A 17,024-nucleotide genomic window follows, 5' to 3' on the forward strand; every position below is an offset into this window, starting at 1 on the left:
GCGTGTTCTGCGGGCCTCGCGGCCCCGGCTCAGGTCGTGTAGTCGGCGTTGATCCGGATGTAGCCCTCGGTCAGGTCGCAGCCGTAGACCGTGAAGGCGCCCTCGGCGATGCCCAAATCGACGCTGATCACCACCTCGTCGCCCTTCATGTGCTGGGCGGCGCGCTCCAGGGTCTCCTCCGTCGCCTGGGTCGGGAAGGTCTCCACGTCCCCGAACACGATCCGCACGTTCTCCGGGAACACGTCGGTCTCGTCCGAGCACTTGCCCACGGCCATCGCGACCCGGCCCCAGTTCGGGTCCGCCCCGTGCACCGCCGTCTTGACCAGGGGCGAGTTCACCACGGCCTTGCCGATCCGCTTCGCCTGGGCGTCGTCGCGAGCGCCGGTCATCCGCACCTCGATGAGCTTGCCCGCCCCCTCGCCGTCGGAGGCGATCATCCGCACCAGGCTCAGTGCGACCCCGTACAGGGCCTCCTCGAACTCGGTGACGTCCACCGGCCCGGCCAACCCGTTGGCGAAGATCGCGGCGGAGTCGCTGGTGGAGGTGTCCGTGTCGATGCTCAGGGCGTTGAAGGTCCGGTCCACCACCCGGCGGAACACCGCGTCCAGGACCGGCTGCTCCAGTTCGGCGTCGGTGAAGAACCAGGTCAGCATGGTCGCCATGTTGGGTTCGATCATGCCGACACCCTTGGCGATCCCGGTCAGGGTCGCGCCGCCGACCTTCGCGGTGGCGATCTTGGGGTGCGTGTCGGTGGTCATCATGGCCGCGGCGGAGCGGTCCAGGTCGGCCGGGGGGAACTCGGCCGGGAGGTCCTCCAGGTAGGAGCGGACCCGGTCCATCGGGTACGGGCGGCCGATGACCCCGGTGGAGGCGATCAGGATCTGGTCGGGGTCGACCCCGGCGGCGCGGGCCACACCCTCCTGGACCTCGCGCGCGTCGGCCGTTCCGACCTGGCCGGTCGCCACGTTGGCGTTGCGGGCGACCACGGTGACGCCCCGGGCCCGGCCGTCGGCCGCGGCCTCACGGCTGAGCCGCACGCTGGGCCCGGCGAACCGGGACTGGGTGAACACGGCGGAGACCGCCGTGGGGACCTGGGAGACCACCGTGAAGAAGTCGTCCTGGGGGTCCTTGATCCCGATGTTTCCGGCCACGCCGACGAAACCGGCGGGAACGGGGGTCTTGCTGCTCATCGTCCTCCTCGGAACTTCGTGGCGCCAGCCTACTTCGCCCCGCCCGCGCGGCCCGAGGCCGGAGCCGCACTCGGGGCTCCGCTCCGGTCCCTCCCCGTGGCCAGGGACGACGCCACGCCAAAGCGGTGTGGTTACGGCCATGACCTGCGGGGGTTTCGTACTGTTCGGAGACGGCACGGGTGTGACAAGCCGGAGTGAACGGGGTATCCGCCGAGAAGTGGGGGAGACCGCTCGGGGGGAGGCGTGTTGTGCGTGATGGTGACTGGCTCACGGAGACTGGGGCGCGGATCCGTGGCGTCCTGAAGGTGATGGTGGACGCGGACTGGTTGCCCGGTGGGGCCGCCGTGGTCGGCACCGGTGGAATGTGGGAGTTCGTGGCGGTCGGTCGGACCGACGGTGAGCACGACACCGCTCCCGACGTCTCGTACGACGTCGCGAGCCTGACGAAGGTGATGGCGACCTGGCCCCTGGTCGGCAGGGCGATCGCGGAGGGGGTTTTGGACATCAACGCCCCGATGTCCGAATACTTTCCTGGCGAGGACCTCCCCGGGGCCTGGGTGACCACCCGGCAGATCCTCACGCACACCAGCCGACTCAACCCGGTGTGCTGGATGGAACGGTACGTGGGCACCGACCAGGACCTGGCCGAGGCGATCCTGTCGGACCCGTTGGAGGAACCCGGCTACCAGTACATCGACCGCGGGTTCATCCTGCTCGGCCTCCTCCTGGAGCGCCTGTACGGCAGCACCCTGGACCGGCTGGCCGACGACCTGTGGGCCGACCTCGGCCTGCGCTCCACCACCTACGGGCCGCTCGCGAGGTCGCCCAGCGTGGCGCCGACCGAACGGCGTCTCGTCGGCGCGGCGCCCTCCTGGGGCGTGGTGCACGACGAGGCGGCGGCGCTGATGGGCGGTGTCTCCGGGCACGCCGGGGTGTTCAGCAACGCGATCGACCTCGGGGCCTTCGCCCGGGAGGTGCTGCGCCTGCACGACGGTGAGAGCGGGGTCATCCCGGCGTCGTTCATCCGGGAGAGCTGGTCACCGCAGGTGGACGCCGGGGCCCGGCTGTCCAGGGGACTCGCCTGGCTGGTCACCCCGGAGGGCGTGGTCTACCACAACGGGTTCACCGGCACGAGCCTGTTCCTGCACCCCGAGAGCGGGCGCTACGTGGGCGTGCTCACCAACGCCGTGAACTACGGGCGCGACCGGACCGGTCTGGTGGACCTGCGCACGGCCGCGCGTTCGGCGCTCACCCCGCAAGCCCACGAATCCTCGTCGTGAGCCGGCCGAGCAGGTCGGTCAGCCCGGCGGGGCCGGGGACGACGAGGTCGGCGGCGTCCGCGACCTCGGTCACCTCGTCGGAGGAGGAGCACACGGTGAGTCCGGGGACCCCCTGGCCGCGCAGGGCCGCGACGGCGGCGAAGGCGGGCAGGTCGCCCAGGTCGTCACCGGCGAAGAGGACGCTCCGGGCGGACCTCTCCTCCACCAGGGAGGTGAGGGCGGCGCCCTTGTCCACACCCTGTGGACGGAGCTCGATGACCAGCCGACCGGGCTCCACTTGGAGACCGGCCCGCTCCGCGAGCTCGGAGAGGGGGCCGGACAGCAGCTCCAGGGCCCGCTCGGGGTCGTCCGCGCGCCGCGTGTGTACGGCCAGGGAACGCCCCTTGTCCTCGATCCACGTGCCCGACGGCGCGCCGGAGGCGTCGATGAGGGCGGGCAGCTCCTCGCGGACCAGGGCCACCCCGGGCGGCGGGTCGGCGGCGACCACGCGCCCGTCCGTCCACCGCTCGGCGCCGTAGTGGCCGAGCACGACGATCCCCGGCACCCGCTCCAGGCCCCCGAGCCGCACCACGGTGGCGGCGGGGCGGCCGGTGATCACCGCGACGGTGCCCACGTGGGACCCCAGCGCCGCCAGCGCGTCCACGATCCCGGGCTGCGGGGCGGAGTCGCGCGGGTCGGCCACGATGGGCGCCAGGGTGCCGTCGAAGTCGAAGGCGACCAGTGCCCCGGACGGCTCCGAGACCAGTGCGCCGAGCGCGGCGCGCCCGGCCTCGGTGGTGGGCGCGGGCAGGTCGTCTGCTGGGGACGAGGGCATGCGGGGACCTTGTCGGTGTCGGCTGCGCTGTGGGGATTCCCGGGCGGGTGCCGCGCCCGGGCGGTGGCGTGCCTCGCGGAGTCTCCGGAGGCCCCGCCCGTCCTAGAGCTGGATACCCAGCTGGCGGGCGTTGCGCTGACGTCTGCGGTCCGCGCGCAGGCGGCGCAGGCGCTTGACGGTCATGGGGTCGAAGGCGAGCGCCTCGGGGCGCTCGACCAGGCCGTTGAGCAGTTGGTAGTAGCGGGTCGCGGAGAACCCGAACTCGTCACGGATCGCCTGTTCCTTGGATCCCTCGAACTTCCACCACTGGCGTTCGAAGACGAGGATTCGCTGTTCGCGTTCGGCGAGGGCCGACTGGCCGTCGTCGGACGGACCGATATTCGGCATGGGACACCCCCTGGACGGGTAATTGGTTTGTCCGGATCGGCGCGACTCATGCTAGCGACTCGACATGCCGGATGAGGAGCGGAAAACCCAGGACTGGCACCAGGGATACAGTTACGTTCCCTACCCCCCAGGTCACTTGTCCAAGCCTGAATCCTGTGCTCATGACAGAATTGCGAGGGTCCGGGGAGGCCCGGCGCAGCACCGACCGCAACGTTCGAGGGAGCCAGACGTGCTCGGGGGCAACAGCCGTAGCAGGACACACCAGCGCCACGTGATCGGCGCGACGGCGGGTGCCTGCGCGGCGCTCACCGTACTGGGACTGACGGCGGTTCCAGCCGCCGCCGACGACGTCCCGGACTTCCGGCCGGAGCAGTGGGCCCTGGCGTCCATCGGAGCCCAGGAGGCCTGGGAGACCAGCCAGGGGCAGGGCGTCACCGTGGCCCTGCCGGGGGTCTCCGTCGACGAGGACCACCCCGACCTGCGGGACAACCTGGTGGTCGACACCGAGTTCGGGGGCAACGGCGGCGACACCGACGTGGGCACGGCGATGGGCGCCCTGGTCGTCGGACACGGGCACGGTATGGACGCGGACGGTGGGGTGCTGGGTGTGGCTCCGCGCGCCGGGCTGCTGGTCCTGCCCACCGGCGACGGCCCGGCCGAGGCCATCGACCACGCCCTGGACCAGGGGGCCCAGGTCATCCTGCTCCCGGACGAGGTGGCACAGGACGAGGACCTCCAGGCGGCCACCGCGTCGGCCGCGCGGAGCGCGACCCTGGTCGTCGCCCCGGCGGGCGGGGAGGCGGACCCCAACGTCCTGGCCGTGGGCGGCGTGGACGAGGAGGGCGTGCTCCTGCCCGGCTCGCCGCCGCCCGCGTCGATCGATCTCCTCGCGCCCGGCGCCGAACTGTCCACGGCCGGTCCGGACATGGGTCAGACCGACGTGACCGGCACTCCCTACGCGGCCGCCGTGGTCGCCGGTTCCGCCGCGCTGCTGACCTCCGAGTACCCGCAGCTCAGCGCGGAGCAGCTCCGGGCCGCGCTGGTGGAGGGCTCCCAGCAGGGCACCGAGGGGCTGCCCTCCCTGTACCTGCCCTCGGCCGTGGCGCAGGCCTCCGGGGACGCTGAGTCCATCCCGCTCATCGACGACAACCTGGTGGAGGACGACTCCCCGGCCGTGCCGGTCTGGATGTGGTTCGCCCTGGTCGGCGTGGTGCTGGCGCTGATCGTGATCCTGCTGGTGCTCTGGGTGCGCCGGAGCACCAAGGACCCCTACGGGGTGGACGCCGAGCGGCAGGAGGAGGACCAGCGGCTCGCCGCCGAGCGCGCCGAGCAGGCGCGGGCCGAGGAGCGCCCCTCCCGGAGGAAGGGCGGCCGCCGCCGCAAGAAGTAGGCGGATCCGCGCGTGAGGTGACGCGCGTGCCGCGGGCCGTGGCCGATCGGGCGAAAACCCCGTGACGCCGCGGCCCTTCGTTGGTTAGGGTCCCAGCGGCACCACCTTGACCCGGCACACACCTCGACGGCGGGAGACGGCATGGTTCGGATGCGGGACGGCAGCGCGGGAGACGCGGACTACGGGGTGATCGCCCGCACCTACACCGACCACCGGCAACCGGAACCGAGGATCGCCGCACTGCTGGACGCCGCCTTGGGAGGGGCCCGGACGGTGCTGAACGTCGGGGCCGGGGCCGGTTCCTACGAACCCACCGACCGCGACGTCACCCCCGTGGAGCCCTCGGCCAGCATGCGGGCCCGGCGCCCCGCGCACCTGCCCGCGGCGGTCGACGGCACCGCCGAGTCGCTGCCGTTCCCCGACGGCTCCTTCGACGCCGCCATGACCACCTTCAGCGTCCACCAGTGGTCCGACCCCGCCCGGGGCCTGGCCGAGGTCCGGCGGGTGACCACGGGGCCCGTGGCGGTGCTGACCTGCGACCCGGCCCTGGTGCGCGACTTCTGGCTGTACGAGTACTGCCCGAAGGTCCTGGACACCGAGGCGCGCCGCTACCCGGAACCGTCGGCCCTGGCCGAGGGGCTGGGCGGCACGACCACCGTCACACGGGTACCGATTCCGCTCGACTGCTCGGACGGCTTCAACGAGGCCTACTACGGCCGCCCCGAGGCACTGCTCGACCCCGGGGCCCGGCAGGCCTGTTCGGCGTGGAGCTTCGTCGACGAGGCCGCGCACACCCGCTTCCACGAGGACCTGTCCCGCGACCTCCGCGACGGCACGTGGGACGCGCGCCACGGGCACCTGCGCGAGCTGCCCGAGTGGGAGGGCTCGCTCGTCCTCGTGGTCTCCACCCCCGACGGCCCGCCCGAGCCCTGACCGTCGCGTTCGGTCATGCCGCTCCGACAGTCCGTGGCGTCACGGATGCGCGTGCATATGTAAGGCACGTCGAAAGCCTTGACGCGGGTACGCCGGACGACAAGGCTTTGTGGAATGTCGCCCCTCGAATCGCCCTCTCTGCCCTCACGAGGAGACAGGCGGGTCGCCACCGACCCCATGGCACGCAACCTGGTGAACGGTCGCGTGCGCCTCTCCGAACCCGACCCCAAGTGGCCCTACCTGTTCCGACAGGAGGAGTCCCGTGTCCGGAGCGCCCTCGGGGACCGCGTGCTCTCCCTGGACCACGTCGGCTCCACCGCGGTGCCCGGCCTGGCCGCCAAGCCCTGCGTCGACCTGGTCATGGTGGTCGCGGACTCCGCCGACGAACCCGCCTACCTCCCCGACCTGGAGAAGGCGGGGTACACCCTGGTCATCGCGGAACCCGACTGGTACGAACACCGGGTCCTCAAGGGCCCCAGCGTCAACCTCAACCTCCACGTCTTCAGCGAGGGGTGCGAGGAGGTCGACCGCATGCGGCTCTTCCGCGACTACCTCGCCGCCGACGCCGGGGCCCGGGAGCGCTACACCGCCGTCAAGCGCGAGCTCTCCGAGCGCACCTGGAAGCGCATCCAGGACTACGCCGACGCCAAGTCCGACATCGTCCTCGAACTCCTCGCCGAGGCCGAGGCCTGGAAGGCGGTCTCCCGGACCAACTGACCGACCCCCGGCCGGACGACCGGTGACGAACCGGATGACCGGAGTCCGACCGCCACGCGACCCCGCCGAAGGGCGTGTCCAGCACGGGACACGCCCTCGCGTCGTTCCAGCCCCGTCTGGCCGTGTCCTAGGGGGCGGGTGAGTCCTGGGCGGACAGTTCGATGGCCAGTTCCATACAGCGCCATCGGGCCGGGGAGACGTCGTAGGGCATCTTGCCGATGGCTTCGAACGCGCTCATGGATCCGGCCTCCCGCCTGCCGGAGCCGATCACGTCCTCGCCGTCGTCGGCGTCGGCGGGAGCGGGGTGCAGAGTGTCCCAGGCGTCGAAGAGGGCGTCGTCGTCCTCGTCCAGGCCGGACTCCTCGATGACGGCGTGCAGGGCTCTTTCAAAGGCGTGCCGCTCGGCGGCCACTTGGGCCACCCGTGGATCGTCGACGGCGACACCGTCGTCGAGCGCCTCCTCGGCGGCATCGACGCGGTCGGAGTCCTCCCGCAGAGCGGGATGCGTGGCCAGGGCGATGAAGCGGGTGGCCTGGACGGCCGCGCCGAGCGGGCCGAAGACCCGCTCGGTGATCAGCAGAGTGTCCAGGTCCGCCTGACGCAGGGAGCCCTCGGGCAGGCTCCTGAGACGGTCGGTGACGAAGTCGGAGAGCAGGCCCATCCGGCTGCCTTCGGTGCGCATCCGCTGCACGGCGGTCCGTTGCCGCTGCAGTTCCGCCTCCTGTTCGGCGAGGGTCCCCTCCAACCGCTCCAGGACGCCCGCGATACCGCCTCCGCCGTCCGCACCGCCGGAAGTCGCGCCGGTCTCGAAGGAGTCACGGATGTCGTCCAGGGCGATCCCTGCGTCGGCCATCCTGCGAATCCACAGCAGGCGGATCATGTCCTCGTACCCGTAGCGGCGGCGGCCGTCGACGCCCCGCTCAGGCTCGGGGAGCAGACCGATCCCGTGGTAATGGCGGATCGCCCGTGGCGTGGTGCCGGCGAAGGCCGCCGCGTCACCGATCCTGACCTGACGGGGCGGGACGAAAGACAGGTGCATGAGCGGGGACCTCTCCTCAAGGGACCGGGACGTGGGTCCACAGGACCACATGCCGCTACGGAAGGTGCAACCCGCCGCGGGCAGCGACGACCCGGCACCGACCATCGCTCACCGGAAGGAGCCCCTCACCCCGCATCGCGGGCATCAGCATGCGGAGCGTGCGCAGGAAGCCGAACCCCTTACACGGCCTAGCCGTGCGCGCCCAGGGCGCGCAGCTGCTCCTGGAACCACCGGCGCGGCGGCAGCGCCACGGCCGCCTCGGCCAGCCGCTCCCGGCGCTCCTTGCGCTCGCCCTCGGACATCGACAGCGCCCGGTGCAGCGCCTCAGCGGTCTCCACGGTGTCGTAGGGGTTGACCAGCAGCGCGGCGTCGCCCAGCTCGTCCGCCGCCCCCGCCTCACGCGAGAGCACCAGCACCGAGTCGCGCTCGGAGAGCACCGGGCCCTCCTTGGCGACCAGGTTCATGCCGTCCCGGATCGGGTTCACCAGCAGCACGTCGGCCATCTGGAACGAGGCCAGCGAACGCGGGTAGTCGTCGTTGACCTCCAGTACCAGCGGGGTCCACTCCGGGGTGGCGAACTCCTCGTTGATCTCCTTCGCGGTCCGCAGCACGGATTCCGTGTACTCCCGGTACTCCGGCACGTCGCCCCGGCTCGGGTAGGCGAACGCCAGGTGGGTGACCCGGCCCCGCCACTCCGGGTGCGCCGTCAGCAGCTCCCGGTACGCCTCCAGGCCGCGCACGATGTTCTTGGACAGCTCGGTGCGGTCCACGCGGACGATCAGGCGGGTGTCGCCCACGGCCTCGCCCAGCGTGCGCCTGCGGTCCGCCACGGCGGGCTCCGAGGCGCTCTCCCGCAGGCCCTCCTCGTCCGCGCCCAGGGCGTGCACACCCACCTCGACGACCCGGCCCCCGTACTCCACGGTGCGGCGTTCGAGGTCGACGTCGGCGCGCAGGATCTCGGCGCAGCAGCGCAGGAACGCGTCGGCCCAGCGGGGGCTCAGGAACCCCAGCCGGTCCGCGCCGAGCATCCCCTCCAGCAGCTCCCGCGCCACCTGGGCGGGCAGCATCCGGAAGTACTCGGGCGGGGCCCACGGGGTGTGCGAGAAGTGCGCGATCCGCAGGTCGGGGCGGCGGGCCCGCAGGATGCGCGGCACCAGCGCCAGGTGGTAGTCCTGCACGGCCACGCGCGCGTTCTCGGCCGCACCGCCGACCAGCGCCTCCGCGAAGGCGTTGTTGTAGGCGGCGTAGTCCTCCCACAGGTTCCGGAAGTCCGAGCCGAAGGAGGGCTTGTTCGGGGTGTCGTACAGCATGTGCTGCACGAACCACAGGGTCGAGTTGGCGACCCCCGTGTAGGCGCCCGAGAAGGTCGTCTCAGGGAGTTCCAACATGTGGACACGCATGCCGTCGAGGTCGTGCGCGAGGTCCAGACGGGCCCCCGGCGCCTCGGCGGCGGCCCGACGGTCGGCCTCGGACAGGGCCGCGCACACCCACAGCCCGTCGATCTCGGTGGCCACGGAGATCATCCCCGAGACCAGTCCGCCGCCGCCCCGACTGTGTGTCAGGGAACCGTCGTCGGCGGTGGAGAAGGAGACCGGGCCCCTGTTGGAGGCTATGAGGATCTGAGCCTTGTCCACGTGGTCGTCCTCTCGACGAAGGATGGTCCGGGGATCACGCACTTCCCCTAGGTCTCGCCTGCGGGCAGCGGCCCCAAACCCCCTCAGAGTCAACCGTGGACACCGTCACACGGGCGGGGAGGCCGCCTCCGGGTCGCGCCCCACGTGGACGGTGCCGTCTCACCATGCGAGCCGGATTGTGTAATCCGGATCACCCGGCGTGGAAAATCGGTCAGCACCTCAGTTACAGTGACGGTGCGTTCTCGGAGAAGAACCGCCACAACTTCATATTGCTCATCCAGAGGGGTGGAGGGACCGGCCCTGCGAAGCCCCGGCAACCATCTCGACATGTGGAACCGCGATCACCGCGACCCGTCGAGGCAGGTGCCAACTCCGGCCTGGGGTCAAGGTGGCCACCAGGAAAGATGAGGGGAGACGCCTCGCCATGGCGATTGCCGCCGCTGAACCCACCTCCGTCCGCGCCTTCGGCCCCGGGACCGCCCTGTCCTGTCGGGAGTGCGGTGAGCGCTACGAGCTCGCGCCGATCTTCGCCTGCCAGTTCTGTTTCGGCCCCCTGGAGATCGCCTACGACTTCGGGACCGTCACCCGGGAGCAGATCGAGAGCGGCCCCAAGAACATCTGGCGCTACCGCTCCCTCCTCCCGGTCCCCGACAACGTGGCCGACCTCCCCAACATGAACCCCGGCCTCACCCCCCTGGTCAGGGCCGACCGCCTCGCCGCCGAACTCGGCCTGCGGTCCCTGCACGTCAAGGACGACTCGGCCAACCCCACGCACTCCTTCAAGGACCGCGTGGTCGCGATCGCCGTCGAGGCCGCCCGCACCTTCGGGTTCACCACCCTCTCCTGCTCCTCCACCGGCAACCTCGCCGGAGCCGTGGGCGCAGCCGCGGCCCGCGCCGGGTTCGACTCGTGCGTGTTCATCCCGGCCGGTCTGGAGGAGGGCAAGGTCGTGATGGCCGCCGTGTACGGCGGCAAGGTCGTGGCCATCGACGGCAACTACGACGACGTCAACCGCTTCTGCTCCGAGCTCATCGGTGACGAGGCGGGCGAGAGCTGGGGCTTCACCAACGTCAACCTGCGGCCCTACTACGCCGAGGGCTCCAAGACGCTGGCCTACGAGATCGCGGAGCAGCTCGGCTGGCGCCTGCCCGAGCAGATCGTCATCCCGATCGCCTCCGGCTCCCAGCTCACCAAGATCGACAAGGGCTTCCAGGAGCTGATCCGGGTCGGCCTGGTCGAGGACCGCCCGTACAAGGTGTTCGGCGCGCAGGCCACCGGCTGCTCGCCGGTCGCCCGGGCCTGGGCCGACGGGCACGACGTCATCCAGCCGGTCAAGCCGGACACCATCGCCAAGTCGCTGGCGATCGGCAACCCGGCGGACGGCCCGTACGTGCTGGACATCGCCACCCGCACCGGCGGTGCGATCGAGCACGTGGGCGACGACGAGATCGTCGACGCCATCAAGCTGCTGGCGCGCACGGAGGGCATCTTCGCGGAGACCGCGGGCGGCGTGACCACCGGCGTCCTGCGCAAGCTCGTCCGCGAGGGCACGCTCGACCCCGAGGCGGAGACGGTCATCGTCAACACCGGCGACGGGCTCAAGACCCTCAACGCCGTCGACTCCGGGGTCACCGCCACCATCAAGCCGTCCGTCGAGGCCTTCAAGGCCGAGGGCCTGGCCTGACCCGCGCCCCCTCCCACCACCCACGTCCCAGGAGTACGAACACCATGAGCGTCAGCGTCCGCGTGCCCACCATCCTGCGCACCTACACCAACGACGTGTCCGAGGTGACCGCCGAGGGCGGCACCCTGGCCGAGGTCCTCGACGACCTGGAGGCCAACCACCCGGGCATCCGCGCCCGCGTGCTCGACGACAACGGCAAGGTCCGCCGCTTCGTCAACGTCTACGTCGGTGACGAGGACGTCCGCTTCGAGAAGGGCCTCCAGACCGAGGTCCGCGACGGCCAGCAGATCTCGATCATCCCCGCCGTCGCCGGGGGCTGCTGACCGACGGCACCACACGGACGGGGCGGGCGCCGGAGGGCGCCCGCCCCGTCCGTGTGTCCGGCCCCTCGTAACCTGGGAGGAGGATTCTTCTGGGACGAGGGTGGCGATGTCCGTGTCCAGGTGGAGTGGGCCGACATCAGGTTCCGTGGCTTCGTGGCTGGGTTCGGGAGGCGATGAGCCGTGTGGCCTATGGTTGGTTTGTCCTCGGTGTCCAACTTTCGAGAAGTTGGAAAAACGACCCCTTGCCGCTGGTAAGTTGCCTGTTCAAGAAGTCTGCTCCCCGCGCACGCGGGGATGGACCCGGGCCTCACTCACCCCGACGACCAGTAGACCCCTGCTCCCCGCGCACGCGGGGATGGACCCCGCCCCGAGTGGCACAAAAGTACGTACAGCGGCTGCTCCCCGCGCACGCGGGGATGGACCCGTGACCGGCTGGCAGTACTGGACCGCGAACGGCTGCTCCCCGCGCACGCGGGGATGGACCCGCCTGGCGGAAGCGGCCCGGCCGGTCGTGGTGCTGCTCCCCGCGCACGCGGGGATGGACCCGTCCAGGCCGTGAAGCGGCCCCGAAGCCCACACTGCTCCCCGCGCATGCGGGGATGGACCCGACCACCGGGAAGACGTCCGCGTCGAGATCCACTGCTCCCCGCGCACGCGGGGATGGACCCACCGGACGCCGGGGACCCACACAGGCCCCGATCTGCTCCCCGCACACGCGGGGATGGACCCACGGACGGCGCAATCCCCAAAGCGGTCGCCCGCTTCTCCCGCGCACGCGGGGATGACACGTGGTGGCCCTGGTGGTGGGCGCCCGTTCGATGCGCCGCCTCAACGGCTGAACCGGCGGACCCCTGGTCACCGGGCCGGTACCTACCTGGCCACCAGGTCCACCAGGGGTTCGCCTTCTGTTCGCGGAGCGCTCAAACCGCTGTGGGGAGGGAAGTTCGTCCTGGTCACGGCTGTTTCTCCAGATGGAGAAATCGTGACCACATCGTTTGCACTCTCCATGGCCGAGTGCTAAAAAAGGGAGTGGTTAGCACTCACCTTTGCCGAGTGCTAACCGGATCGAGGCTGCGAGACCGTGGACCTCCGGCAGCAGGGTTGCCGGTGCGGAAGCGGTCGTCCGTCGCGGGCGCACGCCTCGTCCCATCGCGTATCAGCCCGGTCACGGGAGGACAAGAACTCAATGGCAGCCAAACTGATCGCGTTCGACGAGGAGGCCCGTCGCGGCCTCGAGCGCGGTATGAACCAGCTCGCTGACGCCGTGAAGGTCACGCTCGGCCCGAAGGGTCGCAACGTCGTCCTGGAGAAGAAGTGGGGCGCCCCCACGATCACCAACGACGGTGTCTCCATCGCCAAGGAGATCGAGCTCGAGGACCCGTGGGAGAAGATCGGGGCCGAGCTGGTCAAGGAGGTCGCCAAGAAGACGGACGACGTCGCCGGTGACGGTACGACCACCGCCACCGTCCTGGCCCAGGCCCTCGTCCGCGAGGGGCTGCGCAACGTCGCCGCCGGCGCCAACCCGATCGGCCTCAAGCGCGGCATCGAGGCCGCCGTGGCCCGCATCAACGAGGAGCTCGGCAACCTCTCGAAGGACGTCGAGACCAAGGAGCAGATCGCCTCCACCGCCTCCATCTCCGCCGGTGACACCCAGATCGGTGAGACCATCGCCGAGGCGATGGACAAGGTCGGCAAGGAAGGCGTCATCACCGTCGAGGAGGGCCAGACCTTCGGTCTCGAGCTCGAGCTCGCGGAGGGCATGCGCTTCGACAAGGGCTACATCTCGCCCTACTTCGCCACCGACCTTGAGCGCATGGAGACGGTCCTCGAGGACCCGTACATCCTCATCGTCAACTCGAAGATCTCCAACAACAACGAGTTCCTGCCCGTTGTCGAGAAGGTCCTCCAGTCCGGCCGCCCGCTGATGGTCATCGCCGAGGACGTCGCTGACGGCGCCCTCCAGACCCTCGTGGTCAACAAGATCCGCGGCACCTTCAAGTCCGTCGCCGTCAAGGCTCCGGGCTTCGGTGACCGCCGCAAGGCCCAGCTCGGTGACATCGCCGTGCTGACCGGCGGCCAGGTCATCACCGAGGAGGTCGGCCTCAAGCTGGAGAGCACCGAGCTCGACCTGCTCGGCCGCGCCCGCAAGGTCGTCGTCACCAAGGACGAGACCACCATCGTCGACGGTGCCGGTGACGCCACCGCCATCGCCGGTCGCGTGAACGAGATCCGCAACGAGATCGAGCGCACCGACTCCGACTACGACCGCGAGAAGCTCCAGGAGCGCCTCGCGCGTCTGGCCGGCGGCGTGGCCGTCATCAAGGCCGGTGCCGCCACCGAGGTGGAGCTCAAGGAGCGCAAGCACCGCATCGAGGACGCCGTCCGCAACGCCAAGGCCGCGGTCGAGGAGGGCATCCTGCCCGGTGGTGGCGTCGCGCTGCTGCAGGCCAGCGTCCCCGCGTTCGAGAAGCTGGACCTCGACGGTGACGAGGCCATCGGCGCCGACATCGTGCGTCGCGCCATCGCCGAGCCGCTCAAGATGATCGCGGTCAACGCCGGCCTCGAAGGCGGCGTCGTGGCGGACAAGGTCAAGAACCTGGAGCCCGGGTTCGGCCTCAACGCCGCCACCGGCGAGTACACCGACCTGTTCAAGGACGGCGTCATCGACCCGACCAAGGTCACCCGTTCCGCTCTGCAGAACGCGTCGTCCATCGCTGGTCTGTTCCTGACCACCGAGGCCGTTATCGCCGACAAGCCGGAGAAGGCCGCGGCTCCCGCCGGCGACCCGACCGGTGGCATGGGCGGCATGGACTTCTAGCAGGTCCGTGACACCGGGCGTGAGCCCGTAGGCGCCTGAGGTCCGGATACGCGACCTCGCCCGCGACGACCGGGCGGTCCCCAAGGGGGCCGCCCGGTTTCGCACGTTCGGCCCCTCCCGATGCCCGGTCCCGCCGGTGTTCAGCCCCGGGAGCCCTCGCGCGGGCGGATCGCGTCGGCCAGCGGGTGCCAGCTCTGGGGCCCCGGCAGGACCTGCGCCGACTCCGGCCCGTAGGAGCCCCGGGGGTAGGGCTCGGGCTCCGTCGACAGGTCCATCAGCGGGTCGACGATCCGCCACGACTCCTCGACCACGTCGAAGCGCACGAACTGCTCGGGACTGCCCACCACGGCGCCGTGGAGCACGTGGTCGTAGGCCTCGTGCCCAGGCCCCAGTTGGCGTCCCACGTCGGCCCCGAGCACGAGGCGCGCCGCCGAGTCGCTCTCCGCGCCGGGCTCGTTGAGCAGCATCTCGAAGGTCACCCCCGACCACGGCTCCAGCTGGAACCGGACCAGGTTGGCCGGTCCCGGGTAGAGGTCGGCGGCGGGGCGTCTGAGCTCGGCCACCACCTCCCACGACGTGAGGGGCAGGTGCTTGCCCGACCGCACGTAGAACGGCACGCCCGCCCAGCGGTGGTTGTCCACCCACATGCGCAGCGCGAAGAAGGTCTCCGTGGTGGAGCCGGGCCGCACCCCCTCCGTGCCGAGGTAGCCCTGGTAGCGGCCCCGGACGGCGTCGGCCGGTTCGAGGGTGCGCACCGCGCGCAGCAGGCGCAGCTTCTCGTCCTTGACCACCGAGGGGTCGGTGGAGACCGGCGCGTCCATGGTGAGCAGGGCGAACAGCTGGAGCAGGTGGTTCTGGAACACGTCCCGGACCGCGCCCGCCGCGTCGTAGAAGGAGCCCCGGTCGTCCACCCCGAAGTCCTCGGCCATGGTGATCTGCACGTTGTCCACGAACGCCCGGTTCCACACGGGCTCCAGCAGGGTGTTGCCGAACCGGGTCACCGGCAGCCCCCGGACGGGTTCCTCGCCGAGGAAGTGGTCGACCAGGTACAGGCTCTCCGAGGGGAAGCAGTCCAGGAGCGCCCGGTGGAGTTCGCGGGCCGAGGCGAGGTCGTGGCCGAAGGGCTTCTCCACCACCAGGCGGGCGTCCCGGTTGAGCCCGGCGTCCGCCAGGGCGCGGGCCACCATGGTGAACAGCGCCGGAGGGACCGCCAGGTAGTGGGCGGTGTGGGTGCCGTCGGGCAGGGCCCCGGCCAGGTCCGCGTAGGTGCGGGGGTCGTTGAGGTCGCCGGTGACCATGGTCATCCGGTCGGTCAGGGACCGCAGGGCGGACTCGTCCACGGGGGCGGACCCGTCGGTCTCGGCCAGGTGATCGGTGACGGCCTCGCGGGTCCGGCGCCGCAGCGCCTCGGTGTCCCAGTCGGAGAGGGCCACCCCCACGATCCGGGCGCGTAGCTCTCCCCGTTCCACCAGGTGGTAGAGGGAGGGGAGGAGGTACTTCCTGGCGAGGTCACCGGTCACCCCGAAGATCACCAGGGTGTCGGCGTTGGGTCCCGTGGTCATGCTGTCCCCTCGTCGGCCGGACGGTGCGCGGGCCGCGCACGTTGGCGGAGGTACCCGGTTCGGGGAGGTGACGTGCCCAAGGGCGGGCCAAGAATGGGTGACCGGACGGAGCCGGGTGCGTGCGCCGGTACGCGGCCGTCAGGGGTGGGAGCGGTCGTCGGTCGGTGGCCGGGAGGGTGCCGCGCAGGGACGTCGACCGGGAGCTCCGGGACGTCGGCCGAGGGCGCCGGGGATCACGGGCGGGGGAGGGTCACGTGCCCCGGGAGTCGAGCCACGCGCGCACCGCCGCCTTGACCTGCGGGGTGAGGTCGCTGTCCGCGTACTCCTCGGCCGGAACCCAGCGGAGGTCCGTGTGCTCGTCGGAGAGCACCACGTCCGCCCCGTCGTGGGGGAGGGCGAAGGTGAACTGGCGCTTGCGGACCCCGTGCCGGGACACGTAGTCGAACCAGGTCACGAAGGGTTCCAGGGGGAGTGGCCCGGGTGCGCGCCCGATCTCCTCCCGCAGTTCTCGGGCGAGCCCGTCCAGGATCGCCTCGCCGGGGTCCACCCCGCCCGAGGGAAGGCTCTCCGCTCCGGGGTGGGAGGTGTCGTCGTCGCGGCGGCGCAGCAGCAGGATCTCCCGCCCGCGGCCCCGGTGCACGATCGCCCCCGCCGCGTACCGCCCGATCCCGTGCGCGCGGGCCCGTGCGGCCAGGTCACCGAAGACCGGGTGTTCCGTGAAGTCCATGAGGCGACCGTACCGAGCGGCGGGGGCAGGGCCGTCGGTGACCGTCTCCGGTGGGGACCGGAGCCGGTCACCGACGGTCTACCGGGTGCCGGTGATGCGCAGGGCCACCAGGGTGGCGAGCACCCACGCGACCCCGGCCACGATCAGCGTGACGGTCGCGGGGGCTCCGACGACGTGGGCCAGGCCGCCGAGCGCGAGAGGGGGAAGGACGGTTCCGCTCAGGGCGAGCAGGGAGGCCGACGCCCGCTCCGCCGGGGAACCCGCGCGGGCCCGCCCCTTGAAGCGGGCCGAGAGCCCCTCCGAGTTGAGGCTCGCCTCCATCCCGTAGGTGAAGGGGGTTCTGTCGATGTCGACGTCCGCCCGCGAGCGCGGGGTCTCGTCGTCCAGACGGAGCTCCGTCACCTGTGGTTCTTCCCGAGTCTCCCGCTGCTGCGGGGGCTGCCCCGGGGGATCTCCCATGAACGAACCTCCAGCCGTTGGCGTACAGGGGGGTGGTGCTGCTCCCTGGTGCGATGGGGGCCAGGTC

The 17,024-nt window shown here is 71.3% G+C and carries 15 protein-coding genes, 1 CRISPR repeat array and 1 riboswitch; of the genes, 7 read left to right on the forward strand and 8 right to left on the reverse strand.

Going from position 1 to position 17,024, the window contains the following annotated elements; all coding sequences use genetic code 11:
• Window positions 1–29 precede the first annotated feature (29 nt).
• Window positions 30–1,190: a bifunctional glutamate N-acetyltransferase/amino-acid acetyltransferase ArgJ gene (gene argJ, locus AC0VYM_RS03180; protein WP_475458743.1), complete on the reverse strand. Its 1,161-nt coding sequence runs from the start codon at window positions 1,188–1,190 to the stop codon at window positions 30–32.
• A gap of 248 nt (window positions 1,191–1,438) precedes the next feature.
• Here argJ and AC0VYM_RS03185 point away from each other — a divergent pair, with 248 nt between their 5' ends.
• Window positions 1,439–2,470 (forward strand): serine hydrolase domain-containing protein, encoded by a 1,032-nt coding sequence (locus AC0VYM_RS03185; protein WP_475458745.1) that lies wholly within the window; start codon window positions 1,439–1,441, stop codon window positions 2,468–2,470.
• Here the strand turns inward: AC0VYM_RS03185 and otsB are convergent.
• Both otsB and AC0VYM_RS03195 read right to left on the reverse strand, forming a co-directional pair.
• Window positions 2,439–3,284: a trehalose-phosphatase gene (gene otsB, locus AC0VYM_RS03190; RefSeq protein ID WP_475458747.1), complete on the reverse strand. Its 846-nt coding sequence runs from the start codon at window positions 3,282–3,284 to the stop codon at window positions 2,439–2,441. The two genes, AC0VYM_RS03185 and otsB, sit on opposite strands and share 32 nt — an antisense overlap.
• Before the next feature lie 102 nt (window positions 3,285–3,386).
• Window positions 3,387–3,671, reverse strand: coding sequence for a DUF3263 domain-containing protein (locus tag AC0VYM_RS03195; protein WP_475458749.1), 285 nt, complete (start codon window positions 3,669–3,671; stop codon window positions 3,387–3,389).
• A gap of 229 nt (window positions 3,672–3,900) precedes the next feature.
• On the opposite strand from AC0VYM_RS03195, the gene AC0VYM_RS03200 reads away from it, so the two are divergent.
• From AC0VYM_RS03200 to AC0VYM_RS03210, 3 genes are all read left to right on the forward strand, one after another.
• Window positions 3,901–5,061 carry a S8 family serine peptidase gene (locus AC0VYM_RS03200; protein WP_475458751.1) on the forward strand — a complete coding sequence of 387 codons (1,161 nt, stop codon included), beginning with the start codon at window positions 3,901–3,903 and terminating at the stop codon, window positions 5,059–5,061.
• A gap of 141 nt (window positions 5,062–5,202) precedes the next feature.
• Window positions 5,203–5,994, forward strand: coding sequence for a class I SAM-dependent methyltransferase (locus AC0VYM_RS03205; protein ID WP_475458753.1), 792 nt, complete (start codon window positions 5,203–5,205; stop codon window positions 5,992–5,994).
• A gap of 114 nt (window positions 5,995–6,108) precedes the next feature.
• Window positions 6,109–6,711 (forward strand): GrpB family protein, encoded by a 603-nt coding sequence (locus AC0VYM_RS03210; RefSeq protein WP_475458755.1) that lies wholly within the window; start codon window positions 6,109–6,111, stop codon window positions 6,709–6,711.
• Between the two features lie 127 nt (window positions 6,712–6,838).
• Here the strand turns inward: AC0VYM_RS03210 and AC0VYM_RS03215 are convergent, their stop codons facing one another.
• Together AC0VYM_RS03215 and AC0VYM_RS03220 are read right to left on the reverse strand one after the other, a co-directional pair.
• Complete coding sequence (locus tag AC0VYM_RS03215; RefSeq protein WP_475458756.1) at window positions 6,839–7,750, reverse strand: MerR family transcriptional regulator; 912 nt, start codon at window positions 7,748–7,750, stop codon at window positions 6,839–6,841.
• 188 nt (window positions 7,751–7,938) lie between these two features.
• On the reverse strand, window positions 7,939–9,384 hold the full coding sequence (locus AC0VYM_RS03220; protein ID WP_475458758.1) for an alpha,alpha-trehalose-phosphate synthase (UDP-forming): 1,446 nt from the start codon (window positions 9,382–9,384) through the stop codon (window positions 7,939–7,941).
• Between the two features lie 270 nt (window positions 9,385–9,654).
• Window positions 9,655–9,795: riboswitch (SAM riboswitch) on the forward strand.
• Window positions 9,796–9,808: 13 nt separating this feature from the next.
• Between AC0VYM_RS03220 and thrC the strand changes: the two genes are divergently transcribed.
• The 3 genes from thrC to groL all read left to right on the forward strand — a co-directional run bounded on the left by thrC (window position 9,809) and on the right by groL (window position 14,209).
• Window positions 9,809–11,068 carry a threonine synthase gene (thrC, locus tag AC0VYM_RS03225; protein WP_475458760.1) on the forward strand — a complete coding sequence of 420 codons (1,260 nt, stop codon included), beginning with the start codon at window positions 9,809–9,811 and terminating at the stop codon, window positions 11,066–11,068.
• A gap of 44 nt (window positions 11,069–11,112) precedes the next feature.
• Window positions 11,113–11,391 carry a ubiquitin-like small modifier protein 1 gene (locus AC0VYM_RS03230; RefSeq protein WP_378737787.1) on the forward strand — a complete coding sequence of 93 codons (279 nt, stop codon included), beginning with the start codon at window positions 11,113–11,115 and terminating at the stop codon, window positions 11,389–11,391.
• Between the two features lie 273 nt (window positions 11,392–11,664).
• A CRISPR array of direct repeats spans window positions 11,665–12,120; the repeat unit is 29 nt; unit sequence CTGCTCCCCGCGCACGCGGGGATGGACCC.
• A 457-nt stretch (window positions 12,121–12,577) separates the two neighbouring features.
• The gene (gene groL, locus AC0VYM_RS03235; RefSeq protein WP_378737781.1) at window positions 12,578–14,209 is read left to right on the forward strand and encodes a chaperonin GroEL; all 1,632 of its coding nucleotides are present in this window, start codon (window positions 12,578–12,580) and stop codon (window positions 14,207–14,209) included.
• A 140-nt stretch (window positions 14,210–14,349) separates the two neighbouring features.
• Here groL and zwf read toward each other — a convergent pair whose 3' ends face one another.
• The 3 genes from zwf to AC0VYM_RS03250 form a co-directional block, all read right to left on the reverse strand.
• Complete coding sequence (zwf, locus tag AC0VYM_RS03240; protein ID WP_475458763.1) at window positions 14,350–15,771, reverse strand: glucose-6-phosphate dehydrogenase; 1,422 nt, start codon at window positions 15,769–15,771, stop codon at window positions 14,350–14,352.
• 250 nt (window positions 15,772–16,021) lie between these two features.
• Complete coding sequence (locus AC0VYM_RS03245) at window positions 16,022–16,498, reverse strand: NUDIX domain-containing protein (protein WP_475458765.1); 477 nt, start codon at window positions 16,496–16,498, stop codon at window positions 16,022–16,024.
• Between the two features lie 78 nt (window positions 16,499–16,576).
• Window positions 16,577–16,900, reverse strand: coding sequence for a hypothetical protein (locus AC0VYM_RS03250; protein WP_475458767.1), 324 nt, complete (start codon window positions 16,898–16,900; stop codon window positions 16,577–16,579).
• Between the last annotated feature and the right edge of the window lie 124 nt (window positions 16,901–17,024).

It is taken from the genome of Nocardiopsis sp. iso_237 (genome assembly GCF_056173345.1).